The following is a 25359-nucleotide window of genomic DNA, read 5'->3' as shown; positions in this document are numbered from 1 at the left end:
TATCTTGCCGGGGCGTGCTAAGCGTTCCGAAAAGAAAAACAATATTACGGATGAGTCACGTCAGTCAGATATGTTTCGTGTCAGCAGTAGTTTATCCATACAATAAAAATGAAAATAATTCTCGCATCCCATTATTTTTCACCCCACATTGGTGGGATCGAATCGGTCGTCGAGTCACACGCTAAACGACTGGCAAATCGAGGACACGAGGTCATAGTAGTTTGTAGTGATATCGACGCCGAATCGATGGATATTATGCGTGATGGGTACAGAGTCCATCGTTACAAGGCGTGGAACCCTGCCGAGAAACTTGGCGCCCCGTACCCTATACCGAATCCAGTTAACGCACGAAAGCGCATCGTAGAAATCTTCACGAATTCGAAAATCGATATCGTACATGTTCATGGGATGAACTATCTGACGACTACAGCCATTCTACGATATACACCCATAGAGTGCCCAGTGGTCCTCCACCAGCATACACCGTTCGTCGAATATCCAGTACCGTTCGAGTTGATAGAGAAAGCCAATGACCGAACCGTTGGACTCTGGAACCTTCGGCAGGCGGACCATGTGTTCTGTGTCAGCCGTAATGTCCGGCAGTACGTCTCCCGAATAGATCACAGTCTAAACCCCGAGATACTAGTAAACGGAATCAATACTGACGAGTACCATCCAGACAATGGTACCAAACAGGACGTATTTGACTGCGACCCGGACACTCCAGTTCTATTCTCTCTATCTCGACTTTCTGAAAAGAAGGGGCTCAGTGTGTTACTTGACGCATTACGCATCTTAGATCGGCGTGGACAGGAGGTACACGTCGTCATTGCAGGGGATGGACCGATGCGGTCTGTGGTTGAGATGGCCGCTAACACGTTGGACTGTCTAGAATTTTACGGCAAGGTGACTGATAGTAAACTAAAGAGGTACTATGCAGCTGCAGATGGGTTCCTCTTCACCTCAAAGAGTGGAGAGGCGTTCCCGACGCTGACGATAATGGAAGCATGTGCATCCGGAACGCCAGTTATCGCCTCTAAGCTCTCTGAGAAGGCTCCTGGAATGACTGACGGTGAAAACTGTGTACTCGTAGAGCCAGGCGATGCCGATGAGTTAGTTGAAGGGATTGTAGAGTGTGCTAATAACCCGAAGAAAGTCGCAATAATGAGCCAGAAAGCGCGTGAGAGTGCAGAACAGCATTTCGCGATAGAGTCTCGAATCGATCGATTGGAAGAGTGCTATCGATCAGTTTCCGGGACGGTTGAGAGTAAGAGTTCTTCAAGTTGATCGGTAGATGTTTCCCAAGTATGTTTCTCTGCCCAATTTCGTGCATTCTCACCAACTTCTCTCCTCAGTCGGGTGTCCTCCAGAAGTCGGTATACCGCTTTCGCAAATTCGTTTGGATCGGCGCCATCCACTAATAGTCCGGTTTCGTTGTGTCGAATTGAGTCACGGAGACCGCTTACGTTGCGCCCGACTGCAGGCGTACCGCAGGCATTCGCTTCTAATACCGCAATTCCCCATCCTTCCACTCGGCTGGGAGCAATAAACACCCATGCAGACTGAAGAAGATCGATCTTTTTTTCCAAAGACACGAACCCGTGATAGTGTGCATCGCTTGTCGATGAGCAATATTCGGCGATAGTATCCTTTACCGGACCATCCCGACCAGCGACGTCAAGCCGAATAGAAGTGCCACTAATCTCTTGTACCATCTCATGGATTTCGGGAATGCGGTCCACTCCTTTGTACCGCTCAAGTCCGCCGATATACACTATACGAGGGGTAGAGGACTCTGTTCCGGGACGATATCGTTCCACGTCAAGACCATTTCGAATCTCGTAAACGGTCTCCGGACTGTGCCCTCGGTTAACTAGTTCCTCGGTCGTACTCGGACTAACGCTTATTGTCAAATTCTGTCGCTCACGAAACACACCGAACGACTGAGAGACGTAACCTAAGACGTTCTGAGGGAACGGGTGTGTTTCGAAGAACGAGTTGATCGCGATATGGTGAAAGATAGAGACTCGCGGCTTCCGGGTAACCACTGGCCAAGGTAGCGGCGTATTTACAGTATAGACGACGTCAGGAGATAATTTGTATAAATACCAGTAAAAATACAATGAGATCGTAAGGTACGAGATTACAACGTCCCAAGGTGCGGGCACCTTCTCGTCGAATCCGACTCGATGAATGAATACAGAGTCGTCGAGTTCCGTCCGCGGTCGGCCTCCATCAGAGCCGGTCAGAAGGTGAACCTCGTGCTCGCGCTGTGCAAGACGTTTCGTAGTTTCCTCCAGGTTTAGTTCAGAACCGCCGGCCGAAGAATGGTGCCAGCTCCGCTTGTTCAGAGCTAGAACCCGAAGACTTGGGTTTAATTCCTCGCCGGTTGAAGAATTTTGATCAGCCACTTTAGATAGCATATCTCATCAATTCAAATATACCCTTCGAGAAACCAGGATCGGAAACAGCGCAGTTTTTTGATTGGCGAACATATTGATCCTATATCTATGGGAAACGGGAGAGCAAATATCGTGCTCGTCGTAATGGATACAGCACGTGAAAGCGATACGAGCTATGTTCGGAACACGATCAGGGATTCGTGCTTAGAGGAGTTAGCCGCTACGGGAGCAGCGTATAGTAACACCTTCACAAATGCTCCTTGGACCCTCCCATCTCACACGTCGATGTTCACTGGGACCTATACCTCTAAACATGGAACACACGCAGGTAGCAAGTTCTACGACGGACAATTCCCGACTATTGCTGATTTGCTCTCTGATGACGGGTATCAGACTGTCGGTTTTACCAATAATGCGTGGGTGACTGGCGAATTTGGTCTGAATAGTGGGTTTGACGAAATGTTCAAAGTGTGGCAGTACATACAATCTGAAACGGACTTTGGTAAGATTAAACTCACATCAGACGGAGGAGAGCTAATTAGAGAAGGCCTCTCAGAGCTTGTTAGTGGGGAAATATTTGCAAACTTTATAAATGCGATCTATGGTCAGTTTTTCTATCGCCAAAGTGATTACGGGGCGAAACGAACGAACTCGCTGGTTGAAAAGTGGATTCAAAATAGAGATCAGGACGCGCCCTTCTTTATGTTCATCAATTATCTTGAACCCCACTTAGACTATCAGCCGCCAAAAAGACTCGTGAAGAAGTTCTTGCCAGAAGGCAGTACGTATCGTGAAGCGATGGCAGTCCCTCAGAAACCGTGGGAGTACAGCGCAGGTGTCCTTGAGATGACCAACCTTGATTTCGAACTATTACGGGCATTATATCGTGCAGAGATAGCGTATCTTGACGAACAAATACGGGAATTACGATCAGTATTTGAACGGTATGGAGAATGGGATGATACAGTTTTCATCATTGTTGGAGATCACGGTGAAAACATCGGCGACCATGGGCTGATGGATCACCAATATTCCGTACACGATACTCTTCTTCATGTGCCCCTAATCATTCATGGTGGGCGGTTCAATCAGGTTGGGGATTCAGATAAGCGGATTCAAACGCTGGATTTGTTCCCGACGATTTTGGATATTGCAGGACTCACGATCCCGGAGCAAGCACAGGGGACTTCCTTCCATCCAAATTCGTCTACAGCGTCGCGTGACCAAGCCATTGCAGAATACCTCTCTCCGCAACCGAGTATAGCGAGTTTGAGTGATCAGACGGGCATACCTGAAGAAGAACTTGATGAATTTGGTCGATCCATGAGAACGATCAGGACAGAGGAGTACAAACTGATCAGAGGGTCTGAAGGGGATATTTCCCTCTATAATATCGAAGATGACCCTAATGAGCAGACGGATAAATCAAGCGAAGAGCCCGGTGTTAGGGACGAACTGATCAATCGCCTTGATGCATGGTTAGAGTCTTTTGAACAGACTACAGCGAGGGAGAGAGACCAAGAGATGAGTAAGGGAACGAAACAGAGACTGGAGGATTTAGGCTATATTTGAAACGTGTGGTTTCTGAATTCTCTTCCGATTGCTCAGATCAACTCACGGGCATTGATTCGGCTAGAAACCGGATAGATGTCGTTTCCAACGATCGACGTCGAACGGATCCGTGACGCCGACCCCCTCCGGCGCGGGGTCGGCGTGCTGTACGCCGGCCGACTAGAGCACAAGAACGTAGACCTGCTCCTTGAGGCGTTCGACCGCGACGTGCCGGTGGCCGGCGCTCGTCGCGATCGTGGTCGCACTCGCGAGGACCTACGTCCGGACTCGGATCTGGCCCGACCCGACCGAGTAGCACGGCCTGCTTCTCACCCACGAAGACATCATCGCCACAAATCCCTTCACCGCACCGATACTTCGGTCCTGTCGAACCTCGAAACAGCCAATTCCCACCCAACTCGCCCCTACTCCCGAGTGAACCGTGGCGAAACGACCAACACGAAGACGAGCATCGAGAGCACGCCATACTTCTTGAGAAAGGCATACGTCCCAGGGCCACCGCGCCCACCGGGGACCGGTCGCGGCTCCTGAATCGCAACGGAGAGCAACTCCCCCTGGATCACGATCGGCCACTCGCCACCTAGGACGACATCGCCCGGATACCCCAGCTGGATCCCCGTCTCGAGAAGCGGCGCGAACAGCATCACGAAGTTCCCGTCAATAATATCGATCAACAGATGACTGTACAACAGCGCAACCGCGACGGGCGCGTACCGAAGCCGCCCCGACACCCCCCGCTCGACACCCACCACGACCAGTGCGATCGGAACCAGCGTCACCGCCGAATGGAGCCCGCCCGGCACGGCCACGATCTTGTCGGCGTCGGGGAGGATCGCAAAGCCGGCCAGCGCGAACGCGAGCGGGTGTTCGAACAACTCCGAGCGAAGGACGTAGACGACAGCGATCGGCAAGAACAGATGCGTGAAGAAATCCATCATCCGCCCGGTTTCCCGCCACACTCATAATCACACTGCCTCGACTACGCCCAACCGAGCAGCCCCACCAAACGCTCGTTGCCGTCCGAGCTGCTACCGACCCTAGTAAAACGCCTAGCCCTAGAAGATGGTTGCTCGAACCGACAGCCTAGATCCACTAGTGGCGTGTCGGCGACCACCACACGGATCGAGCAGAACGGTCGCGTCGAGAATCGTCAGGGCGTGTCGTCAGCTCATCGCACAGTCGACGCGTCCGTGTGTCTATCGGATTCTGCCGACCCTCGTGCGCTCACTCAACCTCGTCGTCGGACCGCCGGCTGAACCCCTCGGCGAAGTCGTCGGTGGTCTAACCAGCGAGAAGAACCTCGACAACGTCGAGAGAGACAGCGCACATTCGATACCGAATCCACCTCAGAGTCGCCGTGCAGCGATCACCGCACTTGCCGTGGCAACCCGGCAGGCTATTCCATCGAAACAGATAATTGCTGTATGACGTACCAAACCACAGTAGGCTGGTCGCTTCTTTCGTCAGGAATCGTCACGCTGATTCTGTATGTACTGCCCGGTGATTCGCTCTGGTGGGGAGTAGGCCTATTACTCGCGGGGCTCGGCATTCTCTATATCAGGCGTGATGACGTTTCTGACGCTGTACAGGCGATGTCCTGACGGGACGTAGCACCACCAGTAGGAGAAGAAGTCACCACTCCCGCGATTGGAGTGAGGCGCTGCACCGATCCGCCACGTCCTGTACGGTGAGCGCAGTAGCGCTATGATCTGCCACACAGGAAACGCGAGAGCCGACGCTAAGCCTTAGTCCGACCAAGTAACCCCTCCAAAATTCGCAACTCCTCGTCCTCGGAGATCGCCTCCGACTGCAGACAGGCGTGGGCGACCTTGTGAACCAAATCGGGGTCGAGAGCCACGCCACCGCTCGCCGACCGGTCCTCGAACTGTTGGTCGAGCCGGTCAACCCGGGCGGAGAGCACGTCGAGCTGGTCGGCAAGAGCGGGTGCTTCCTGAACCGTGGCCTCGTCACCGGATTCACTGGGAGTCCCACCCGATTCGTCTCCGACCGCCTCCACCGCATCCCCGCCACCGGTCCCGGCCCCCTCGACCCCGGTCGCCGTACCACCGTCGGGTTCGGCCGCCACCGCCCCCTCACTACCCCCAGCGGGCGCCCCGAACACCGTCTCGGTGAACGCCTGCCGATCCGGCCAGTCGAGCCCCTCGATCGAGGCGACCCGTTGGCTGATCGAGGCGCTCGTGACGTCGAACTCGGCGGCCAGCTCCGCCTGGGTCGCCTCCGGCTGGGCGTGGATCGCCCGCAGCGTCGTCAGTTGTGTCTCGGTGAACGCCTCGGGATCCGGGCTCACGGGCTCATCAGTCGTCCCCGTAGGCTCACCGTCCGCCCCCGTAGCGGGCCCGCCGTCGCTCGCTACCACGGCCTGCGCGTCGTTACCCTCGCTCCCCACTCCGGCGTCTTCATCGGCTTCGGGCTCGTCGTCGTCCTGATCGGGCGACCCACCGCCAGTCTCCTCGGTGGCCGTCTCCGCCGGATCGCCGTACTCCTCGAGCACCTGCTCGACGAGTGCGGTGGTCGCCCCGCTCACTTCGTCGGCGATGGCCTCCATCGCCGCCTCCGGCCGCGACGCAGCGACATCCAGGATCTGTTTGTGAACGATCGCTCGTGGGCTCTCGGTACTCGGCGTCCGTCTTTGGTCCGCTGTCGTGTGTCCTCGATTACTCATAGCTCCCCCACATGGTCCCCTCGACCGGCTGAACGGCACGCACCACCAGCGTCCTCGCGTCAGGTCATCTCATGCACGCTAATAGAACCATTGGCCATATCCAGAAAGTCAGTCTATATAATATAAAGAGTATGTACACTGATCCCTGCCTCAGCCCCCTCGTACTCGTCGAGATGCTCGCCGGGGACGCGCTCGGAGCGTGCGAGAACCCTAGTCCTCGTCGATCACTATGGTGATCACACAGCACTGTCGTGCCCACAGGTGACGACCCTTCCCCGATCCATCACACGTCACGGGACCCACTAGCGATCGTTCCAAATACTGTCATATATGAACTGTTTTGAAGCCTGACCTGAACGGGACTGTATGGACGCCATCGTCCTCGCAGGGGGCTACGCCACGCGACTCTGGCCGATCACCGTCGACCGGCCCAAGATGTTCCTTCCGGTCGGCGACACCACCGTCATCGACGACGTCCTCACGGACCTCGAGGCCGACGACCGGATCGAGACGGTCTACATCTCGACGAACGAGCGCTTCGCCGACGCCTTCGAGGCCCACCTCCATCGAGAGGACTACGACAAGCCCGAACTCTCGATCGAGGATACGAGTGACGAAGACGAGAAGTTCGGCGTCATCGGCGCCCTCGCCCAGCTCGTCGAGCGCGAGGGTCTCGAGGACGATACGATCATCGTCGCGGGCGACAACCTCATCAGCTTCGAGATGAGCGACTTCATCGACTACTTCGAGGACCGCCACCGCCCGATCCTCGCGGCCTACGACGTCGCCAGTACCGAGCGTGCCACCTCGTATGGCGTTCTCGACGTCGGCGACGACCACGAGATCCGCAACTTCCAGGAGAAACCCGACGACCCGCCGAGCACGCTCGTCTCGGTCGCCTGCTATGGCTTTCGCGCAAGCGATCTCGCCTCCCTCGACACCTACCTCGCGGGCGAGAACAACCCCGACGAACCGGGCTGGTTCGTCCAGTGGCTCGTCGAGCGCGACCGCGTCGACGCCTTCACGTTCGACGGCGCCTGGTTCGACATCGGCACCCCCGAGAGCTACCTCGAGGCGGTCGCCTGGCGTCTCGAGGGCGAGAGCTACGTCCATTCCGGAGCGACGATCGACGACGCCACGATCGGTGCGAACGCCTACGTCATGGACGGCGCTCACATCGCGGACGCGACCGTCCGGGAGAGCGTCGTCTTCCCAGACGCCACCGTCTCGGGGTGTACGCTCACGGCGTCGATCGTCGATACTGGTGCCGAGGTCCACGAGATGGACGTCGACTCGGCGCTGATCGGCCCGGAACAGACCGTCGATGGCGCGTCGATCGATCGTTGACGAAGCGCCGGACTCTCACGAACGAACTGTACTGAGCGACCACAGCAGGGGCTCTGTCTCCCGTACCAGCCAGTGATCGACAGCGTAAGGGACAAGTATGTGACCCGTTGGGACTGTCCATCGAAAGAACCGGGGCGAACGTGGTGGGGGAACACCCCGGTCTTTCACACGGTCCCGGGGGCGCACAACCACTGAACGCGACCGTGCAGGGCTGTATCGAGTATGCTGAAATAAATCTCTACTGCTTAGTTCGAACTAGGGATGCGACTAGAGGCGACAGAACGGAGGCCACAAGGCACCCGCCCCTAGCCGGCACAAGAAGGGTGATTACGAACGAGATGGTCTTGTGGCATTCGGCCCGTCACGAGAGACCCCTCGTCAAGGCAGGGTCTCGACTGACGGCGAGAGACGAATCGAGAGAACGATATAGCACTCCAAAATCGCATATTCTCGTACTGAGAGCGGTGTGTCCTTCAATATCAGCAGTTCAGTCCCCAATGCTTATGTCTATAGCAGACGGGTTGGAAACCAAGATGCAACAACTCGATGAAGAGTCACCCGAGCTAGAGCCAGTGCTCGCTGCCCTCGAGGGCGACGACTGTACCCACTGTGACTCGGGGACGCTCACACGCGACGTCTACAAGGGCGACGACGCCGTCGTCTGCGAGGCGTGTGGCGTTCCCGGTGCGCGGAGCCTGTGAGGAGCCGCCGGGACCACAGATCCGGTTCTCCTGGGTTCCCGTGTCGTGTATCCATGTAGCCTCGACTGTCCGTCCTCTGTGAACTCCAGCGGTCGGTCCGATTCGGACCGAGCGACCGTACTCGAGACACGCCAGAACCTGGAACCAACGGGAATTATCACGGTCGCTGAATAGCCACCGGGTATGCAGAACCAACGTGTGCTCGTCACGGGCGGGGCGGGCTTCATCGGCTCGAACCTCGCGACCCACCTCGCAAGCGACAACGACGTCATCGCGATCGACGACGAATATCTGGGCACCCCCGAGAACCTCACCGACGCCGTCGACTACCGTCCGGTGGGCGTCCTCGAGGACGATCTTCCCACCGATGTCGACGTGGTCTTTCACCTCGCCGCGCTCTCCTCGTATGCGATGCACGAGGAGGATCCCACGCGGGGGGCTCGCGTCAACGTCGAAGGGTTCGTCAACACCGTCGACCAGGCCCGACAGGACGGCTGTGACACCGTCGTCTACGCCTCGACGTCCTCGATTTACGGCAGTCGCACCGAGCCCTCCCCCGAGGAGATGCCCGTCGCCGTGAACACGGGCTACGAGGCGTCGAAGCTCGGTCGCGAGCGCTATGCTGAGTACTTCCACAACCACTACGACATCGCCACCGCCGGCATGCGCTTCTTTTCGGTGTATCAGGGCTACGACGGCGCCGAAGGCCACAAGGGCGAATACGCCAACGTCATCGCCCAGTTCGCCGACGACATCGCTCACGGCCGTTCGCCCGAACTGTACGGCGACGGCACCCAAACAAGAGACTTTACCCACGTCGACGACATCGTCCGCGGGCTCGAGGCCGCCGCCGACAACCGACTCACCGACGTCTACAACCTCGGCACCGAAGAGCCCTACAGCTTCAACGAGATCGTTGACCGGCTCAACGACCACCTCGACGCCGACATCGAGCCCGAGTACGTCGAGAATCCGATCCCCGAGGACGTCTACGTCCACGACACCTGTGCCGATATCACCAAAATCCGTGACGAGGCCGGCTGGAAACCCCAGATCGACCTCGAAGAGGGCCTCGAACGCGTCTGTCGACCGTATACGTAGCTGAGACCGAGTTCTCGGCACTCGTATCGAAGATGCTCGCCGACGACATCCATGAGTCTCTCATCGAACGGACCCGTGCGGCGTCCGTCCGATGGCCGGATCGGAGGCTGGCCACTGGGCGAATCCGCGAGGGCACAGACGCTACCTCCCCCTGGGCGGACAACCAGTTCCTGGTCACCATCGCGGGCAACTGGGTGGCTTTCGAGACTCGACCGACGCTCGGCTGGGCCGCGACGGTCGATCATGGACTCCGTCGACAGGTGGCGAGAGCACGTACCACAGGTTCACTGACGCCAACGAACGCGAGTGGAAGAACTGAGTGGCATAGGTCTACGGCAATAGACACCTGCTGAGACATCGAATCCAACCATATGTGGTGAACTCCATAGATTTATTCGGATAGAGGTACTACCGGCAGACGACGGATGGCCGCCTATACGACGGTCGAGGATTGGCAGGACGTCCAAGAGGGCTACGTCGTGAGCGTTACCATCCGCCAGACCGAGGACGACAAGTACCCGAGCGGGTGGGATTACAGCCTCCACGTCGGGGAAATCGGCGGCGACACCGTCCTTCGGTACGACAACGCCCACGAACGAACGAAGGGCCACGAGCGCCACACCGGGACGACCGTCGAAGTCATCGACTTCCCGGGGATGCTGGCGCTCTACGAGCGGTTCAAACGGGAAGTAGACGAGCAGACACCCGTTTCATCGAACTGGTCGACGTAACACTCCCAAGAGGTCACCCATGCCAACACTCAAAATCACAGTCGGCGAACGGACGCGCCTCGATCAGCGGACACGCCAGCGGATCAGTGCCGCCCAAGAGGGGGCGGCCCTCGACGACGTACAACCCGTGTTGAACGTCGGGTCGTACGCGGAACTGAGCCGGCTCCTCAGCCCGACAAATCTCGAGCTCCTCGAAGCGATTACCGAACACGAGCCTGCAAGCATTCGCGACGCTGCCGAGGTCGTCGATCGTGATTACAAACAGGTCCATCGGAACCTCTCCGAACTCGAGGACATCGGCATCATCGACTTCGACGGGGGCGGCGCTGGCCAGGCAAAGAAACCACAACTGGCCTACGACGGTCTCGAAATCGACCTTCCTTTTGCTGGCCCGGGTGGAAACGCTGACACAGCACACTCCTAAACGAACATCCGACTAGCAACTGCCCCCGCCGACAGACGTCGCCACTGCTGGAGCGTACCCCTACGAGGGTCGTCGACGGGAATCAAACCCGGATGGCTCGGTGCGAACATCGTGGTACGACCGACTGCATATGTCGTGCTACACAGATATATCTCGACGAGGGCCGAATCGAAGCGTATGCCCCCTGCAAGTCATCCCGATACCACCGACGCAGTCGAGGCGGAACGCCAGCGATGGGATCGGGATGCCTCGACGCGCGATCGGGTCTACGAGACCGCGATCCAGTTCTACGAGCCGGCGACCGCCGCCGAGGTCGCCGAGCGAGCACGCTGCTCGCCGGATGGGGCACGCGAGCAGTTGGAGTGGCTCGACGATCGGGGAATCGTCGAACCGATCGACGGCCGTCCGAAGCGCTATCAGCGAAACAACGCCTACGTCGAGTGGGCTCGCGCGAACGAGCTCCGGCGAGAGCGCACCGATAGCGAGCTCGAAACCACCCTTCGGGAGCTCCTCGCGGAACACCATGCCTTTCAGGAACAGTACGGCGTTGATGCGCCCTACGAGGTCGATGCACTCGAAGAGGAATCGATCGAGACGGCCTGGGAGGAGATCGGGGAATGGAAGACGATTCGTCGTGACATCCGGCGGATCGAACGTGCCCGCAAGGACCGGGACGTGGTTCGTGAGACGGGACGCGCGGATTGACCCGCCGTTCGAGATCGGGATCAGCTGCCAACTCCCGAGCCAGAACCGGTTGGAGCACCTCCGGCCGAGCCCCGTCGAGTTCCTCCTCGATACCGCTCAGATCTCCATATCCGAGAACGTCCAGTCCTCGGGAAGGCGCCGGTGAAATCCCTCGTCCTCGATCGTGTCTCGCAGCCGCTCTCTCACCGACTCGTCCCACTCGAACCGGTAGTCCAGTTCCTCGTGAAGATTCCAGTAGCGGGGGGTTTGCGTTACGTACCCCTGTTCGAGGTCGCAGAGAGCAGACGCCAGTAGATATCGATCCTCGTAGTCGATGCGATCCGCGGTGAGCAAGGCCTCGAGCAGGTCGGCCGCGGCATACTGATCGGCATAAAACGCGTGCGGGAGCACCCCTCGCACCCAGAACAGTTCTTCAGTGGCGACGTCGTGGAGGCGATCCGCGACCGAGTGGTCAGGATGGCCGATCCCCCAGCCGTACGCGAACGACTCTTCACCACTGACGTCGCCCATCGACTCCCAGAACGAGCCGAGATACGCGAGTGCCTCGACCGGGATCGCCTCGACGCCGTCGCCCAGCCGTCTCCGGATGACGTGTCGCCCGACGACGTTCTCGATCACCGGACTCGAATAGGGTTCATCCGTGTTGCTCTCGCGTGGATAGGCATCGACCAGATCCGCCAGGAAGTCCCAGCCCTCGCGGGTGGCGATCTCGTCGAGGGCTTCCGTGATCGGTTCGTAAAACGCCCAGAGGAGTCCACGATACGTGTCGTAGTCCTCGGCGTCGTAGTACTCCCGGAGTTCTCGTTCGTACTGGGCAATCAATCCGACCGCGGCGTCGTCGTCTCCCTGGGCGACCGACTCAAGGGTCGTTTTCAATGTCTCGCTCGCGGCGTCGAGTCCCCGTTTCTCACGCTGTTGTATGTTTTGCTGCATGTCGGCTTCGAGCGCGTCCGAAATCGAATCGAGGAACCCGCCGAACGAAGAGAGGGAATTCTGGCTTGTAGGCTCCGCTGCCGGGCAGTCGTGCAGGCGAAGGCGGCTCAGCGTCGAAAACGTCTCACCGCAGGCATCACACTCGTGGGGCATCGTTCGTGTGAGAGCGGACGGGGACGACACATATCTTTGTTCTGGGCCTGTTTGCTGTCGGGACTGTTTTCGATAGATTCGAGTGGCGTTTCCAGCCACCAATGAGACACACCCGATGGGGCGACTGTCCTTGGCGTTTCCAGCCACTAATGAGACACGTACTACGGGCCGGTTATTCACACTCAAGATTCGATCTGTTTCGAGAGCGTGGCTGTCTCATTCTCAATAAAAAGCTCAACCACACCGAAGTTTCAACCTCTGTAGAGAACGTGCCGGTCTCATTCGCAATGAAACCCACACGAGTCTCTTTCGATCGCATCTCGCAGTTCAGGGTAAAGTCCAGGACGCTGGGTCATCGAGCAATCGCTCGATATCAGTCAACGTAGTTCGTTCCCGGATCGAGGGATTCGGGTCGGTCGTCAGCCGGATAGACGACGGTTTGTGTACCACACTCCTCACACCGGTACCGCTCTGGGTGCCTGCTCTCGTCGGTGTGTTGCCCGTGTCCCACGCTGAAACAGCCGTTCGGGCAGGCATGGACGAGTCGTGGTTCCTGCCAGGGGATGCTCGCCACGTGACAGCGTCCGGGGGCGAGGTCGATCGGGTGGTCGTCGATATCGCAACTGAGGAGCGTCTCTTCACACTCGGGGCAGCTATACAGCCACGGGTTCTTGATCCGTTTCGTGCGGCGCTGATACGGCCAGGTTGTACAGCCGTTCGAACAGGCAAGCAGGTATCGAGCGGAACTGTGCCGGTCGTCGCCATCGTCCCGATCGCTCCGGGTTCGCCACGGGAGGCTCGCCATGTAACAGGTTCCCGGATCGGGGTCGACTGGTCGCTCACCGACGTCATAGCTGATCGGCTGTGTCCCACACCCATCGCAGGTGTACTGCCATGGCTGTTTGACTCGATCGGTGCGTTGCAGGTACCCGCGTTCGAAACAGCCGTTCGGGCACGCGAGGACGTACGTCGCGTCGACGGTTTCGTCGCCCTCGCAGCGGGCGACCGGATCCGCACCCGCTCGTCGCGCCGCCGCTTTCCACTCGTCGCCGTGTGGTTGTGCGTGGGAGCCGACCGTGTCGAGAACGTACGCGTGGGCGACCTCGTGGCGAACCGTGTCCCGCCACGTATCGTCGTCGTCGCCCTCGAACAAGCGGCGGGCAATGCGGATCTCGTAGTCCCCCGTCGGTTCGCCGTCCGACGATGCGACCGCACGACACTCGCCGAGTTTCCGACCGAACGAGTCCGTGATCTCAACGCTGACCGCTTCGGGATACAACTGTTCGAACCCGGCCCGGGTGATCGTGGCCTCGATCTCTTCGCGGGCAAGCGAGTCGTACCCGGTCATGCGTCCTCGCCGGCGGGACCGTAGTCGTCTGCGGCTCGGCGGAGGTCGATCCGGTAGGAGTCGTCGAAGCGCCGAAGCCGGTCGGGATGGATGGAGTCGCCGACGACGGCGAGGAGGCGTTCGTAGACGTCATCGGAGAGGTCAACGTCGTATTCGAGTTCAGTCTCTGGGTCCCAGAACTGTGGGAACTCGGGGAAGCCCGTCTCTTCGACCGGTCCCAGACGATCAACGAACAGGAGGTCCTCGACGACGTCCGGCGACTGGAGGAGTCGATCCAGAAGGTCGACGCCGGCATCGGGATCGGCGAACGTGACGTGTTTCAACACGCCCATGACCCACGACTCGTCGCCGCTTTCGGCGCGTTCGAGTGTTCGATCCAGGACTGCGACCTCCGAATGACCGACCGCCCAACCGAACGCGCCGGTTGACTCCCAGGCCCACTCCCCGTCGTCGTCCATCGTGACGTCGGCGAGGTATTCAAGCGCCCACGTCGGGATCGCGTCGGCACCGTCGCGAACGCGCGTCCGGATCACACAACGGGCGACGACATTGGCTACGACCGACGAGCAGTGATGATCGCCGACGCCGGGCGGATATGTATCGACACACTCCTGAAGACACTCCCAGTCGATCCCCTCGGCCTCGGTCGCCACAGCAGCGTCGACGAGGTCGATCACCTCGTCGAGATACTGGCGCATCACCTCCCGAAATCGAGTCCCCCCGCCACGTTCGAGTGCGGTTTCGATCGATTGGTCCCAGGCCGCGAGCACCCCGTACACGTCATGCTGGTTGCCACGAGTCGCGTCATCGAGCGCGCGGGTCAGGGGTGTACTGTCGCGAGGCATGGCGTATGCTATCGACTGCACCCATGTGAAGATGCTTGGCACTCCGTGGCATCGAAAAAATCCTCCTTGAGATGGGGGAGTCGGCGGACGCCGTCACGCGGATATCTACGCGGCACTCGAAACCGAATCCCAGTAAGACACAAGGTCGACACGCCGACAAGCGGCTGTCACGGAAAACAGGACTACGTCCCGGATCGCCCGCTCGTCCGGAACGCACCCCTGGCACGGTCGACATGGTGGGGGAAAGACCGTGCATGCTATCCTCACCCGCGATAACCATAACTATTCCGACCATCTTCGCCTCGATGTCCACCTAGAGAGCACACTAGTGAGGGTATGATCCCTCCAAGCCGCCATCAGTGTCGGATGTCGCAAGCCACTCACAACCGCACCGCTCTCGAGATGGCACAGGCGTGGCCGTCCACGCGAACCTACTCGTCGAGTTCGATGTCCGAACTCCCACAGGTCGCACAGACGTCGTCCTGCCAACTGACGGTCTTGTATATCGGGCGCTCGGCCTGGCACCGATTGCAGTACCCCTCGACCGTGGTATCGCTCATCCCCTGGATCCCCCTCCTGTGACACGAATGAACGGTCGAGCGCATAAGTCCTGCTGTGGGACCGATCGAGGACCATTCGATGATCTACAAAACGAGCCGCACAGAGACACAGTACGCCGATCTCCGTCTACGACGGACAGGCTAGTGACACGGAACGCGATCGGACAGTCACGAACCGAGGACTAGCCTAGAGCGGCGCGGCTGGTGGCGTCACTGACGACGGGTCAGCGGCCACACCCTCATCCGAATCGGTATGGAACGCCCGGATGTGGTGTTTCATCGGCCGGTAGTCGGATTCCCCAATCTCGAACACACGGTCACAGAATGGACACGTCTGGTACATCCTTCCCCATGAGGATGTATTTCATGGATTCGTTTCACTCTTTCGTCCCTTACGAATTCGGCTGGAATCGAGTACGGACTCGGACGGAAGCTGAAACCATCCCGCTTGAACCGCGTGTGGCGAGCCGTGTGCGTCGTCGTTCCTAACGACGAGCCTGTCCTACTGTTAGAATCGCACTCAGGCGAGCGCCTGGAGGACGGTCCACTCCTCGCCCGTCGAGACGACGAGCGCGGGATCGCCATCACCGGTTGGATCCCAGCCATCCCCATCGGCAAGGACGATCCGCCCGAGCGTGCCCTCTGGGGGCTCACTCTGGGGCTCGAAATCGACGTGAGTGAGGTCGTTTAACCCACCGCCGTAGCGATCACCCTGGTACGTCTGGACGGTCGTCGATGGCCACCGTCGCGTCGAGCCGTCAACGTACACCGCGCTGTCGTCGATCTCGGCGATTCGTTCGACGGCCCCAGCCACGAACGGGTTGTGGAAGTACGTCCCCTGATCAGAGACGTCGGGAAACCGCTCGTCCTCGTTGTCGATCTGCTGAGTGAACGCGGTCCCGAAAACGTTCGCGAAGTAGGCGTTCTGGAAGACGTTCCCGATGGCTCGGGCATCCTCGATGTGAATGCCGTCGTAGGTGGCTTCGATATTGAGATACGAAAACAGGTTCCCGAAGGAGTACTCCTCGACGTTGAGCGCGACGTCACCCTCGTTCTCGCCGGAGCTGAAGCTCCCTTCGAGACCCGAAAACTGGACCCGCCGGAGCTCGAGCCCGGTACCACCCGCCGAGTTGTGGACGCCGTAGTGATAGGTATTGAGCGCGAAATTGATCTGGCAGGCGCCGTCTCCGTCCGGATTGTCGTTCGCAGTCGCAAACCGAGTGAAACAGCTATTGTACGGATCGCGAAGGTCCTCGGAGCCCCAGACGAACGTGTACCCGTCATTGTCGCCCTCGAACCGGACACCGACGATCTCGATGTAGAACATGTCGGTGCCATCTGAATCCCGGATCTGGATCCCGGCCCCATCGTCACTGCCGGCACGAATGCGCGACGATTCGAGCCCATCACCGTATATCGCCCAGTTGTTGCGAAGGCTCTCGTACTCCGCGAGATCGATCTCCCACGACGTGGTCCCGTCACCGTAGAACCCGCTCGGATAATAGACCACACCGCCGCCGAGGTCGTTCAATCGGTCGAACGCCTCGCGCATTCCCGCCGTTCCGGACGGCGAGATATACGGATCGTCCGGCGTGCCGGCACCAGAGACGCTTGGGAGCTCCGAGACGTACACGACTCGGTTTTGCTGTGCTGCCGAAAGCCGGTCGACGATGAGCGAGTCGACTGGCTTAGCTTCACCAAGCCGGTTCGTTCCTCCTCGTTCCCCGCTGTGGTCGTAGTCCGCCGGTGCAAAGGGACGCCGGCCGCTTTGGGCGTTCGCACCTTGGGTGCCCGCAAACAGCGCGCCCGTGCCAAGTCCCGTGAGGGAGCCGAGTAGCGTCCGCCGACTGTGTGAGGCATCACTGCTCGGTGATCGCGTATTGTCTCCTGACATCGAGTGACAACTGGCGTCTCCGTACGAAAAGGTAAGTGTCTAGTAGTATTGTATCGATTATCTCGGAGAAAGTCTCGATATATTGCAGTACCATCAACGATATTTGAGTATAATAAAATCATCGTTTGGAGACTTTGGTTCCGTGACTCATCCTCTCTCGGTCGTTCTGGACCCTGAGGAGCTCCAGTGGCTAAGAGAATCTTCTATCGTTTGGAGAGTATGAATCGCAGCGAAACAGATATTTGGTAGGTAGCGAGGGTGATTCCATGAGAATCCCGCTGAAATACCTGAAGCGTGAAGTATGCCATGGAGTCACCCTCTCTCAGTAGCTAAACCACCGCCCTGTATCGAGCACGAGATTCGGTCAGGAACCTGCTGGAATTGAAATGCATACGATGTTCACTGCAGATGCGAACGCGAAGGCACACACGTTGTGACCGGCGACCAAAGGCGGATGGTGGCGCCTTCTACGGCACGTCCAGTATTGATTAGTGTATGGATTTTTACCGAGTAGGGTGGGGTAGTTCACTCTATCTTCTTATCTGACCTTCTCGATTTTGACTCCCCCACAAGAATTACACGTAGTGATTTCACTTTCCGTATAGTATTTCTTGCCACAGGTCTCACAAATATAGGTTGGGTCCGCTTTAACTGTATCTCCCGTTATGGTGACGGGATGGTTAGCCTCGAGTGTCACGGTTTGGCTGACGCTGCCAAAAATGAGCGAGCCAAGCTTCGAGCGTTTACGGCCACCCAGAATGATATTGTCCGCGTTGAGTTCGTCTGCCGCTTCGACGATTTCTGAGGCTGGATCGCCGTATCTGCTTTCAGTGTGGACAGAAACCCCTTGATCGGAAAGATAGTTGGCAACTCGATTTCCGACCTCGAGTTGGGTTACCGACGTCGTTTCCGCCCTGTCACGATCATCAAAGACGTGAAGCAAGGTAGCTTGAATTTCGCTTCCCTCACGATGTAACGCTGCAGCCGCTCGAGCCTGTGACAGTGCGCGGTCTTCGTTCGTGTCAATTGGCACTAACACATGATACATGTCAACGCCTACCTTGAGCACTGGCATAACTGTATGCCTTGAAAAATAATGTAGTTTTCAATCGAAACTGGCCGCCGTATTACTCGTGCATCTATATGTGGCACTATAGTCGCCTGGAAATAACTCGAAATACTCTTTGTGACGAGTTCTACAAAGACACTGCGGGAGAGCCTCGGGGTCAAGCCCCGAGGCACTCGGCTTGCTCCGCCTGTAGACGACGCTCTCCTCGCCGAGGATCTGCATCGTGATCGATTCGGGGTCGTCCGCCAGGCGGTTTCGAACGTTCCCAAGGTACCGTCCTCGAAGCGGAGCACGGCGACGGCAGTGTCCTCGACCTCCGTGTCCATCGAGAGGGTATCGCTGTACCCCATCAGTTCGGTCACGTCGCCGAAGAGATGGTTGGTCAGATCGGCGTTGTGGATGCCGATATCGATGAGCGCGCCGCCGCCCGAAGCCTCGGCGTCGGTGAACCACGTCGACCGGGGCGACCACCCCCCTGGACCGGGAGGACTGAAGCGACTCCGGACGTGGTGGACCTTGCCGACGATATCCTGATCGAGCAGATCCTTCGTCTTCTCATGAACTGGGCCCCACGCAGCGTTTTGGAAGGTGCAATGGTCGGTTCGATCCCGAGCGCGAATGGGGAACCCTCGCCGGTTACGGCGAGGAGGATGTCATCCAGTTCCGTATCGCTCGGCGAGCATCTCGGCCCAGCGCCGGTTCGCATGACGGGTTCGACCGGCGACGTGGGGCGTGTGGACGACGTTCTCGCGGCCGACCAGTGGGTCGTCCAGCGGGATCGGTTCGCCGGCGAGCCCGTCGAACACGTCCGCCGCGAGCGCGAGGTCGTCCGCGAGCACGCGTCGGCGGAGCGCGTCGCCGTCGACGATCCCCGCCCGCGTGGCGAGCACGACGAGCGCACCCTCGGGGAGGGCGTCAACCAGATGAGCGTCGATCAGCCCCTCGGTCTCGTCCGTTTTGGGGACCATCGGCGCGAAGATATCGGCGTCGGAGACGAGGTCATCGAGCGAGTGGACGCGGTCGGTGCCCGCTCGGTGGAAGCACGGCTCGTCCGCGTATGGGTCATACGCGGCGACGTTCGCACCCAGCGACGAGGTCACGTCGGCGTACCGGGATCCGATGTTGCCGACGCCGACGACCCGAACACGCTTGCCGGCGATCGTCCCGTGGACGTGGTCCGGCGGCTCACCAACGTACTGGTAGCCGCCCATCCCTGGCTCCTCGCTCGCCCACTCCTCCCGGTCCCAGTCGTCGTGGGACTTGGTGACCGAGGCGTGTTTCTGGGGGATTTGCCGCAGGGCCGCGATCGTGAGCCCGAGCGCGTGTTCGGCGACCGACGGCGCCCAGAACCCTTCGCTCCCGTGCCAGCGGTGGGTCACACCTCGAGACTCGACCATCGAAACGACGTCCGGATCCGGCGCGTATGCGTTGTCCGTCAGCACCGTGGCCTCCCGCAGGTCCTCGAACACATCGAGGCAGGCCCCGGTGACGGGAACGCCGAAACTTCCCAGCCGGGTTACCCCCTTGGGGTCGTCGACGATTTCGCCGAGCCGCCGGTCGTCACCCGGTTCGAGGTCAACGTATTCGGTTGGGCTCTTCTCGGCCCAGAGTCGGTGCAGTTCCTCCGCGGCGAACGGCCAGACTCCCTCGAAGGTGGGATGAACGACGACGAGGCTGCGCATGGCGGGGGATCGCGCGATCGGGACAAAACCATATCGGCAGAGGTGGTCTGGCTCCGCCCCGATCGGAGACCGAAGGGAGACGAGTCCCAGACCCCCTACCAGTCCTGGCATCTAAGGGCCCCTCTCACGCCGGGACGAGTTCTAAACAAAATACCGCCGGACCGACGCCAGAGAAACGCCAGCACTGTTGGACCTCCCTTGAGGGCTGTCGACTGAGATCCACCCTTAGATGATCGAACAGTCAGCGTGAGCACTGTGTTACGAACGGCTGCATATATCGTGCTGCAAAGATATATGTCGACGAGTCCCGAATCGAAGCGTATGTGCCCTGCAGGTCATCCCGAGACCACCGACGCAGTCGAGGCAGAGCGCCAGCGATGGGACCGGGATGCCTCGACGCGCGATCGGGTCTACGAGACGGCGATCCAGCTCTACGAGCCGGCAAGCGCCGCCGAGGTCGCCGAGCGAGCACGCTGCTCGCCGGATGGCGCACGCGAGCAGTTGGAGTGGCTCGCCGACCGGGGAATCGTCGAACCGATCGACGGCCGTCCGAAGCGCTATCAACGAAACAACGCTTATATCGAGTGGGCTCGCGCGAACGAACTCCGGCGGGAGCGCACCGATAGCGAGCTCGAAACCACCCTTCGGGAGCTCCTCGCGGAACACCGTGCCTTTCAGGAACAGTACGGCGTCGATACGCCCCACGAGGTCGATGCACTCGAAGAGGAATCGATCGAGACGACCTGGGAGGAGATCGGGGAATGGAAGACGGTTCGTCGTGACATCCGGCGGATCGAACGTGCCCGCAAGGACCGGGACGTGTTTCGTGAGACGGGACGCGCCGATTGAATGGACGAGACAACGACTGGACCGCTGGACGAGGAAGTGTGTCGTTCGATCCACGACCGACTGACGGGAGATGATCGATTCGAGACGGTCACGTTCGAGCCCACGTCCGATCGGATCCGAACGGTCGTCGCCACCTATGATCGCTCGCTGTTCCCCGACGACGTACAGTCAGCCCAGCTCGATGTCCGATGGTACGTTGGGGGCGATTTTTCGATCCACTACTCCGAACGGTGGGCGGACGGCTCACCGTGGGAGTGTCGGTGGGATCGACACCCGAAAGCCGTCGGCCGAGCCCATTTTCATCCACCCCCGGACGCTGGCTCTGCCGCGGCGACCGACTTCCCACGCGATTATCGCGACGTGTGGTCGATCGTCACCGCCTACGTCTCGGAGCGAATCGAAACACTGTGGGCGGAGACGTGACGGCCGTCTCGGGCACGGTAACACGAATGAAGAGTGAGCCGCATAAGTCCTGCCGTGAGAGTAATCAAGGACCATTCGATGAGGCGAAATAAACGAGCCCCACAGGCACAGTCGACACCGATCTCCGTCGACGAGCAGGCCAGTGACTACCGGAACGCAGTGGACAGCCACGACCCTAGTACTAGTGCGGCTTCAGCCTTGAGCTGCTAGATGCGAACTAGAGGCGCTGTAGGCTCTGAATCTAGCGATTCACTATTGAAGCGGTATTAGCCTAGAGCGGTGCGGCTGGTGGCGTCGGTGACGACCGATCAACGACATCCTCATCCGAGTCCGAGTCCGAATCGATATGAAACGCTCGGATGTGATGTTTCATCGGCCGGTAGTCGGATTCCCCGATCTCGAACACACGGTCACAGAACGGACATGTCTGGTACATCCCTTCCCCCATGAGAGCATCACTCATGGATTGATTTCACTCTTTCGTCCCTTACCAAATCGGCTGGAATCGAGTACGGGCGCGGATGGCGGCTGAAATCACCGGCGCACCCCAGAGTTCTCTTGCAGCGATCATTTTGCTTGCCGTGGCAACCCGGCAGGCTATTCAATCGAACCGGATAGTGGCTGTATGACGTGTCAGACAACCATCGGCTGGTCGCTTCTTTCGTCAGGAATCGTCACCCTGCTTCTGTATGCACTGCCCGGTGATTCGCTCTGGTGGGGAATCGGCCTGTTGCTCGCAGGGCTTGTCGTCCTCTATCTCAGGCGTGATGACGTTTCCGACGCTGTACAGGCAATGTCCTGACGGGACATGATCGGTACGGGCGACCCCTACAGCTTCAACGAGATCGTCGACCGACTCAACGACCAGCTCAACGCCGACATCGGCCCCGAGTACGTCGAAAATCCGATCCCCGAGGACGTCTACGTCCACGATACCTGTGCGGACAGGACGATACCTACGAAGAGGCAACGGAACTCGACGAGAGCGCCCTCGACGGGGGCAGTATCGGCCGACGAACGTTCTTGAGCGTCGCGGCCGCGACCGGGGCCACGCTCACCCTCCTGGAGAGAGCCTCCACCGGTTCCACTGGAAGTGGACTCTCCACCGGTTCCACTCGAAACGCTCCGTCTGACGTATGGCTGCCGTTCGTCTGACGGAGCCGCTGGCTGCGACGAAGGCCCCTCGGGTGGAGAGCCCGACTACGGAAATTCCATCAGCCGCCTAGGGGCTAGCGCGTATTCGGCGCGAGCAGACGGTCGGCGGCTGTTCGGCCGCTTCGAACGGCTCGGATCGGAACGCAGCCGGCTCGCGATCGCGGTACCACGACCCTCGGAAGGGTTATCCGCGAGTCGGCCATACATTTGTTCGTAATGGCAAACGGTAAGGTTGATTTCTTCAACGACACAGGCGGTTACGGTTTCATCGAGACTGACGACGCGGACGACGACGTGTTTTTCCACATGGAAGACGTTGGCGGTCCGGACCTCGAGGAAGGAACTGAGATCGAATTCGACATCGAACAGGCCCCCAAAGGCCCCCGCGCGACGAACGTCGTCCGCAACTAAGCTGCGTTCACTGTCGCCTCGAGCGACACTGATCGACGATTCATTTCTGTGGAGCCGACCGATGAGCCGTTAGTCCTTGTCGTGTTGTGGAGTACAGGCGGACCATCTCCCACTGCGCAACTGCGTTCGATATCGCTTGGGTTCCACCACAGACGATACTCACGTTCGTTGACAGCGGCCCAGGAAACACCGATACGGTAGTTTCCTGGTCTGCTCGAAGGGGCCGACGCTGATGAGCGACCAAATCGTTATCCGAATCACTTGATGAAGTGCTCGTCCCGACCGACGACCAAACGTTCGATTCTGCTGATGACGCTCGAAGCCGGATACAGGGACTAGTACACCGTTGATGAGACGCAACCCACACATCTATTGATCTCGAGTATCGTCTCTCCGAATGCACGACCCGATCTGAAGGCACATCGGATCGGAGGGTCGTGCTGCCTGTCAGAGGCCCACTTTCGGGCGGGCTGATCCCCTTCCCCCATCGCCCGCTCGCTTTCCTGAACCGTTCGCGAGCAGCGATGCGTGTGAACCAATAGAATATCTACCAGCGAACAGTAATTCGGCAGGCAGCATTCGACACCGGAAGGCCACCGAATTAAGGAGAGTCTGTGCGAATTCTGGGATCCAGCATCAGCCTTATCCATGTGTAGGCTCTACACATGATTATGACGTCAGAGGAGAAAACCCGGGTCGATTTCAACGCTCCCGCTTCACTGGTCGACCAAGCGGACGTGGTCGCTGAGCTTCTCGATGTCTCTCGGACCCAACTCCTCATTGAGGCGCTTCGGGACGAAATTGAAGAACTTGCCACCGATGACGGATTCCGGCGGATGATCAGCGACGCGTACTATTCCGGAGAGAGTGACTTCGAGACCGTCGAATCGATCCTCGGGACAGAAGAAGCGATGCGGATGAAACTCTTGCGAGCGTCGTTGAACCGCGATCCACCCGAACCGCAGATCGAGAGCGAGCTCCCACCACCAGCGGAATTTTACGACGGTGACGTTCCCGAGTGGACTCCTCAGGACGAAGCGGACGATCCGGAGTCACGCGCATAGCGATGGGCGAACGGGCCGTTATCGTCGTCGATACGAACGTTCTCCTCAACCTTGCAACACCAGTGGTTGACGGACGCTCTCGGGCTCCGACTGGTGAAGACCCACTCAAAACGGTGCTCACGGGATACGACGTCCACGTCCCGTCGAGTGTCCTTGGCGAAATAAGCGAGGCACGGGGAAGCGACGATCTACTGTCAGCAGCTGCGGATCTGGTGTTCCAAGCGTCGCATCATCTGACCACGCACGACGTCAGTGCCAAAATTGACGATCCGCTCGACTTTGGTCTTGACCGGGGTGAATCGCATGGAATTTGGCTTGCAAACGAACTGTCCGCTGCGATGTTCGTCACGGACGAATTCAATACAACGAGCTATCTCTTCGTCTCCTTGGCCCTCGATGACCGAAACATCTTGTTCACGACCCCACATATCCTGTGCGTACTGGCCGATCGCGGACTCTTTGCTCCCCAGTACGTCGATACTGCACTGACGTACTACGTCGAGACGAAACAGTGGGATCGGCAGTACGTCGACCAACTGCGAACCACCTATCTCACCGATCGACATCCTTCACACGACTGAAGTCGTGGATTTCCGCGCTAAGGTTCGTATGACCGGCCTCGCTAGCGCTGTCCATCAGTTCGCAGTGAACCAGATACGGGAAGGGCGTCTGTCTGTGTGACTGACTACATCAGACACCCCAAGAGAGTACTGTTGACCCTGATGTTCATCCCTTATTAATTCGGCTGGAATCGAGTACGGACGCGGACGACGGGCAACCGATCCCAGAGATGTCCCTCGGTCCGCGAAGCGCAGTGATCCAGACGCCCCCGAACTGATTTGTTGCTCCGGTTGCGAGGTCCTCCTCGATGAGTGAGCAGACGCAGCTCCCCCAACACTGGGAACGCGGATTCGTCGAGGCGAACGGCATCGAACTCCACTACTGTCGCACCGGCGGGTCGGGTCCGCCGTTCGTCATCTCCCACGGCTTCACCGACGACGGCTACTGTCGGCTCGACCTCGCCCGTGAACTCGGAGACGACTTCGACGTCGTGTTGTACGACGCTCGCGGCCACGGCCGTTCCGACGCCCCCGATGCGGAGTACGGCGCGCCCGAGCGGGCGGCGGACCTGCTCGGTCTACTCGACGTGCTCGCGCTCGACGACCCGATCCTGTTCGGGCACTCGATGGGTGCGGACACTGTCACGGCGGCCGCGGCCCGCCAACCAGACCGGCCGCGGGCCGTCGTCCTCGAAGACCCCGTCTGGCGACTCGAGGGAGTCAACGACGACCTGATCGAGGACAGAT

Annotated in this window: 26 protein-coding genes and 1 pseudogene; 16 read left to right on the top strand and 11 right to left on the bottom strand. The window is 59.0% G+C overall.

The window, feature by feature from the left end; genetic code table 11:
* The first annotated feature begins 108 nt into the window (after positions 1–108).
* Positions 109–1287, top strand: a complete 1179-nt coding sequence (locus LCF40_RS20655) for a glycosyltransferase family 4 protein (protein WP_224830041.1) — start codon at positions 109–111, stop codon at positions 1285–1287.
* Here LCF40_RS20655 and LCF40_RS20650 read toward each other — a convergent pair.
* Complete coding sequence (locus LCF40_RS20650) at positions 1239–2423, bottom strand: glycosyltransferase family 4 protein (RefSeq protein WP_224830040.1); 1185 nt, start codon at positions 2421–2423, stop codon at positions 1239–1241. The two genes, LCF40_RS20655 and LCF40_RS20650, sit on opposite strands and share 49 nt — an antisense overlap.
* A gap of 87 nt (positions 2424–2510) precedes the next feature.
* Between LCF40_RS20650 and LCF40_RS20645 the strand changes: the two genes are divergently transcribed.
* Positions 2511–3974, top strand: a complete 1464-nt coding sequence (locus tag LCF40_RS20645; RefSeq protein ID WP_224830039.1) for a sulfatase family protein — start codon at positions 2511–2513, stop codon at positions 3972–3974.
* A 404-nt stretch (positions 3975–4378) separates the two neighbouring features.
* Here LCF40_RS20645 and LCF40_RS20640 read toward each other — a convergent pair whose 3' ends face one another.
* Positions 4379–4909, bottom strand: a complete 531-nt coding sequence (locus tag LCF40_RS20640) for a metal-dependent hydrolase (protein ID WP_224830038.1) — start codon at positions 4907–4909, stop codon at positions 4379–4381.
* An 803-nt stretch (positions 4910–5712) separates the two neighbouring features.
* Complete coding sequence (locus LCF40_RS20635) at positions 5713–6657, bottom strand: MarR family transcriptional regulator (RefSeq protein ID WP_224830037.1); 945 nt, start codon at positions 6655–6657, stop codon at positions 5713–5715.
* 366 nt (positions 6658–7023) lie between these two features.
* Between LCF40_RS20635 and LCF40_RS20630 the strand changes: the two genes are divergently transcribed.
* The 6 genes from LCF40_RS20630 to LCF40_RS20605 all read left to right on the top strand — a co-directional run bounded on the left by LCF40_RS20630 (position 7024) and on the right by LCF40_RS20605 (position 11666).
* Entirely contained in the window at positions 7024–8004 is a 981-nt protein-coding gene (locus LCF40_RS20630; RefSeq protein ID WP_224830036.1) for a nucleotidyltransferase family protein, read from the top strand.
* Between the two features lie 533 nt (positions 8005–8537).
* A complete protein-coding gene (locus LCF40_RS20625; protein ID WP_224830035.1) occupies positions 8538–8705 on the top strand; it encodes an HVO_A0556 family zinc finger protein in 168 nt (55 codons plus the stop codon).
* 183 nt (positions 8706–8888) lie between these two features.
* Positions 8889–9806, top strand: a complete 918-nt coding sequence (locus LCF40_RS20620) for an NAD-dependent epimerase/dehydratase family protein (protein ID WP_224830034.1) — start codon at positions 8889–8891, stop codon at positions 9804–9806.
* A 425-nt stretch (positions 9807–10231) separates the two neighbouring features.
* Entirely contained in the window at positions 10232–10537 is a 306-nt protein-coding gene (locus tag LCF40_RS20615) for a toxin-antitoxin system TumE family protein (RefSeq protein ID WP_224830033.1), read from the top strand.
* A gap of 19 nt (positions 10538–10556) precedes the next feature.
* Positions 10557–10961, top strand: a complete 405-nt coding sequence (locus LCF40_RS20610; RefSeq protein WP_224830032.1) for an HVO_A0114 family putative DNA-binding protein — start codon at positions 10557–10559, stop codon at positions 10959–10961.
* A gap of 177 nt (positions 10962–11138) precedes the next feature.
* Positions 11139–11666, top strand: a complete 528-nt coding sequence (locus LCF40_RS20605; RefSeq protein ID WP_224830031.1) for a DUF7342 family protein — start codon at positions 11139–11141, stop codon at positions 11664–11666.
* Positions 11667–11762: 96 nt separating this feature from the next.
* Here the strand turns inward: LCF40_RS20605 and LCF40_RS20600 are convergent, their stop codons facing one another.
* The 8 genes from LCF40_RS20600 to LCF40_RS20570 form a co-directional block, all read right to left on the bottom strand.
* Positions 11763–12752, bottom strand: a complete 990-nt coding sequence (locus tag LCF40_RS20600; RefSeq protein WP_224830030.1) for a DUF8137 family protein — start codon at positions 12750–12752, stop codon at positions 11763–11765.
* A gap of 373 nt (positions 12753–13125) precedes the next feature.
* Positions 13126–14100: a SprT-like domain-containing protein gene (locus LCF40_RS20595; RefSeq protein ID WP_224830029.1), complete on the bottom strand. Its 975-nt coding sequence runs from the start codon at positions 14098–14100 to the stop codon at positions 13126–13128.
* A complete protein-coding gene (locus LCF40_RS20590) occupies positions 14097–14945 on the bottom strand; it encodes a DUF8137 family protein (RefSeq protein WP_224830028.1) in 849 nt (282 codons plus the stop codon). The genes LCF40_RS20595 and LCF40_RS20590 overlap by 4 nt, the downstream gene beginning before the upstream one ends.
* Positions 14946–15376: 431 nt before the next feature.
* Complete coding sequence (locus tag LCF40_RS23365) at positions 15377–15505, bottom strand: hypothetical protein (RefSeq protein ID WP_263623790.1); 129 nt, start codon at positions 15503–15505, stop codon at positions 15377–15379.
* Positions 15506–16025: 520 nt separating this feature from the next.
* Positions 16026–17399 (bottom strand): hypothetical protein, encoded by a 1374-nt coding sequence (locus tag LCF40_RS20585; protein ID WP_224830027.1) that lies wholly within the window; start codon positions 17397–17399, stop codon positions 16026–16028.
* Positions 17400–17937: 538 nt separating this feature from the next.
* Positions 17938–18447, bottom strand: a complete 510-nt coding sequence (locus LCF40_RS20580) for a universal stress protein (protein ID WP_224830026.1) — start codon at positions 18445–18447, stop codon at positions 17938–17940.
* Positions 18448–18455: 8 nt separating this feature from the next.
* Positions 18456–19088: a Gfo/Idh/MocA family protein gene (locus tag LCF40_RS23885; RefSeq protein WP_380683429.1), complete on the bottom strand. Its 633-nt coding sequence runs from the start codon at positions 19086–19088 to the stop codon at positions 18456–18458.
* A gap of 33 nt (positions 19089–19121) precedes the next feature.
* Complete coding sequence (locus tag LCF40_RS20570; RefSeq protein ID WP_224830025.1) at positions 19122–20150, bottom strand: NAD(P)-dependent oxidoreductase; 1029 nt, start codon at positions 20148–20150, stop codon at positions 19122–19124.
* Positions 20151–20471: 321 nt separating this feature from the next.
* On the opposite strand from LCF40_RS20570, the gene LCF40_RS20565 reads away from it, so the two are divergent.
* The 8 genes and pseudogenes from LCF40_RS20565 to LCF40_RS20530 form a co-directional block, all read left to right on the top strand.
* A complete protein-coding gene (locus LCF40_RS20565) occupies positions 20472–20999 on the top strand; it encodes a helix-turn-helix domain-containing protein (RefSeq protein WP_224830024.1) in 528 nt (175 codons plus the stop codon).
* Entirely contained in the window at positions 21000–21422 is a 423-nt protein-coding gene (locus tag LCF40_RS20560; protein ID WP_224830023.1) for a toxin-antitoxin system TumE family protein, read from the top strand.
* A 625-nt stretch (positions 21423–22047) separates the two neighbouring features.
* Positions 22048–22224 (top strand): hypothetical protein, encoded by a 177-nt coding sequence (locus LCF40_RS20555; RefSeq protein ID WP_224830022.1) that lies wholly within the window; start codon positions 22048–22050, stop codon positions 22222–22224.
* A gap of 9 nt (positions 22225–22233) precedes the next feature.
* Positions 22234–22368: pseudogene (locus LCF40_RS23880) on the top strand (NAD-dependent epimerase/dehydratase family protein); the annotation flags it as partial.
* A 425-nt stretch (positions 22369–22793) separates the two neighbouring features.
* The gene (locus LCF40_RS20545; RefSeq protein ID WP_114577249.1) at positions 22794–22988 is read left to right on the top strand and encodes a cold-shock protein; all 195 of its coding nucleotides are present in this window, start codon (positions 22794–22796) and stop codon (positions 22986–22988) included.
* A gap of 671 nt (positions 22989–23659) precedes the next feature.
* On the top strand, positions 23660–24052 hold the full coding sequence (locus LCF40_RS20540) for a hypothetical protein (RefSeq protein ID WP_224830021.1): 393 nt from the start codon (positions 23660–23662) through the stop codon (positions 24050–24052).
* Positions 24053–24054: 2 nt separating this feature from the next.
* Positions 24055–24633, top strand: a complete 579-nt coding sequence (locus LCF40_RS20535) for a hypothetical protein (protein WP_224830020.1) — start codon at positions 24055–24057, stop codon at positions 24631–24633.
* A 287-nt stretch (positions 24634–24920) separates the two neighbouring features.
* A partial coding sequence (locus LCF40_RS20530; RefSeq protein WP_224830019.1) for an alpha/beta fold hydrolase occupies positions 24921–25359 on the top strand: 439 nt, incomplete at its 3' end.

The sequence above is a fragment of the Saliphagus infecundisoli genome, from assembly GCF_020177375.1.
Classification (GTDB): Archaea; Halobacteriota; Halobacteria; order Halobacteriales; family Natrialbaceae; genus Saliphagus; species Saliphagus infecundisoli.
This window is presented reverse-complemented; position numbering and strand designations above follow the sequence as displayed.

What these genes read in the sequence shown, in the direction of transcription:
- LCF40_RS20565 (WP_224830024.1), top strand. Translation starts at nt 20,472, where the DNA reads ATGTGCCCTGCAGGTCATCCCGAGACCACCGACGCAGTCGAGGCAGAG.
- LCF40_RS20655 (WP_224830041.1), top strand. Translation starts at nt 109, where the DNA reads ATGAAAATAATTCTCGCATCCCATTATTTTTCACCCCACATTGGTGGG.
- LCF40_RS20535 (WP_224830020.1), top strand. Translation starts at nt 24,055, where the DNA reads ATGGGCGAACGGGCCGTTATCGTCGTCGATACGAACGTTCTCCTCAAC.
- LCF40_RS20595 (WP_224830029.1), bottom strand. Translation starts at nt 14,100, where the DNA reads ATGACCGGGTACGACTCGCTTGCCCGCGAAGAGATCGAGGCCACGATC.
- LCF40_RS20555 (WP_224830022.1), top strand. Translation starts at nt 22,048, where the DNA reads ATGACGTGTCAGACAACCATCGGCTGGTCGCTTCTTTCGTCAGGAATC.
- LCF40_RS20640 (WP_224830038.1), bottom strand. Translation starts at nt 4,909, where the DNA reads ATGGATTTCTTCACGCATCTGTTCTTGCCGATCGCTGTCGTCTACGTC.
- LCF40_RS20645 (WP_224830039.1), top strand. Translation starts at nt 2,511, where the DNA reads ATGGGAAACGGGAGAGCAAATATCGTGCTCGTCGTAATGGATACAGCA.
- LCF40_RS20545 (WP_114577249.1), top strand. Translation starts at nt 22,794, where the DNA reads ATGGCAAACGGTAAGGTTGATTTCTTCAACGACACAGGCGGTTACGGT.
- LCF40_RS20560 (WP_224830023.1), top strand. Translation starts at nt 21,000, where the DNA reads ATGGACGAGACAACGACTGGACCGCTGGACGAGGAAGTGTGTCGTTCG.
- LCF40_RS20570 (WP_224830025.1), bottom strand. Translation starts at nt 20,150, where the DNA reads ATGCGCAGCCTCGTCGTCGTTCATCCCACCTTCGAGGGAGTCTGGCCG.
- LCF40_RS20580 (WP_224830026.1), bottom strand. Translation starts at nt 18,447, where the DNA reads ATGTATCATGTGTTAGTGCCAATTGACACGAACGAAGACCGCGCACTG.
- LCF40_RS20630 (WP_224830036.1), top strand. Translation starts at nt 7,024, where the DNA reads ATGGACGCCATCGTCCTCGCAGGGGGCTACGCCACGCGACTCTGGCCG.
- LCF40_RS20590 (WP_224830028.1), bottom strand. Translation starts at nt 14,945, where the DNA reads ATGCCTCGCGACAGTACACCCCTGACCCGCGCGCTCGATGACGCGACT.
- LCF40_RS20605 (WP_224830031.1), top strand. Translation starts at nt 11,139, where the DNA reads ATGCCCCCTGCAAGTCATCCCGATACCACCGACGCAGTCGAGGCGGAA.
- LCF40_RS20615 (WP_224830033.1), top strand. Translation starts at nt 10,232, where the DNA reads ATGGCCGCCTATACGACGGTCGAGGATTGGCAGGACGTCCAAGAGGGC.
- LCF40_RS20540 (WP_224830021.1), top strand. Translation starts at nt 23,660, where the DNA reads ATGACGTCAGAGGAGAAAACCCGGGTCGATTTCAACGCTCCCGCTTCA.
- LCF40_RS20620 (WP_224830034.1), top strand. Translation starts at nt 8,889, where the DNA reads ATGCAGAACCAACGTGTGCTCGTCACGGGCGGGGCGGGCTTCATCGGC.
- LCF40_RS20585 (WP_224830027.1), bottom strand. Translation starts at nt 17,399, where the DNA reads ATGTCAGGAGACAATACGCGATCACCGAGCAGTGATGCCTCACACAGT.
- LCF40_RS20610 (WP_224830032.1), top strand. Translation starts at nt 10,557, where the DNA reads ATGCCAACACTCAAAATCACAGTCGGCGAACGGACGCGCCTCGATCAG.
- LCF40_RS20635 (WP_224830037.1), bottom strand. Translation starts at nt 6,657, where the DNA reads ATGAGTAATCGAGGACACACGACAGCGGACCAAAGACGGACGCCGAGT.
- LCF40_RS20600 (WP_224830030.1), bottom strand. Translation starts at nt 12,752, where the DNA reads ATGCCCCACGAGTGTGATGCCTGCGGTGAGACGTTTTCGACGCTGAGC.
- LCF40_RS20650 (WP_224830040.1), bottom strand. Translation starts at nt 2,423, where the DNA reads ATGCTATCTAAAGTGGCTGATCAAAATTCTTCAACCGGCGAGGAATTA.
- LCF40_RS20625 (WP_224830035.1), top strand. Translation starts at nt 8,538, where the DNA reads ATGCAACAACTCGATGAAGAGTCACCCGAGCTAGAGCCAGTGCTCGCT.
- LCF40_RS23365 (WP_263623790.1), bottom strand. Translation starts at nt 15,505, where the DNA reads ATGAGCGATACCACGGTCGAGGGGTACTGCAATCGGTGCCAGGCCGAG.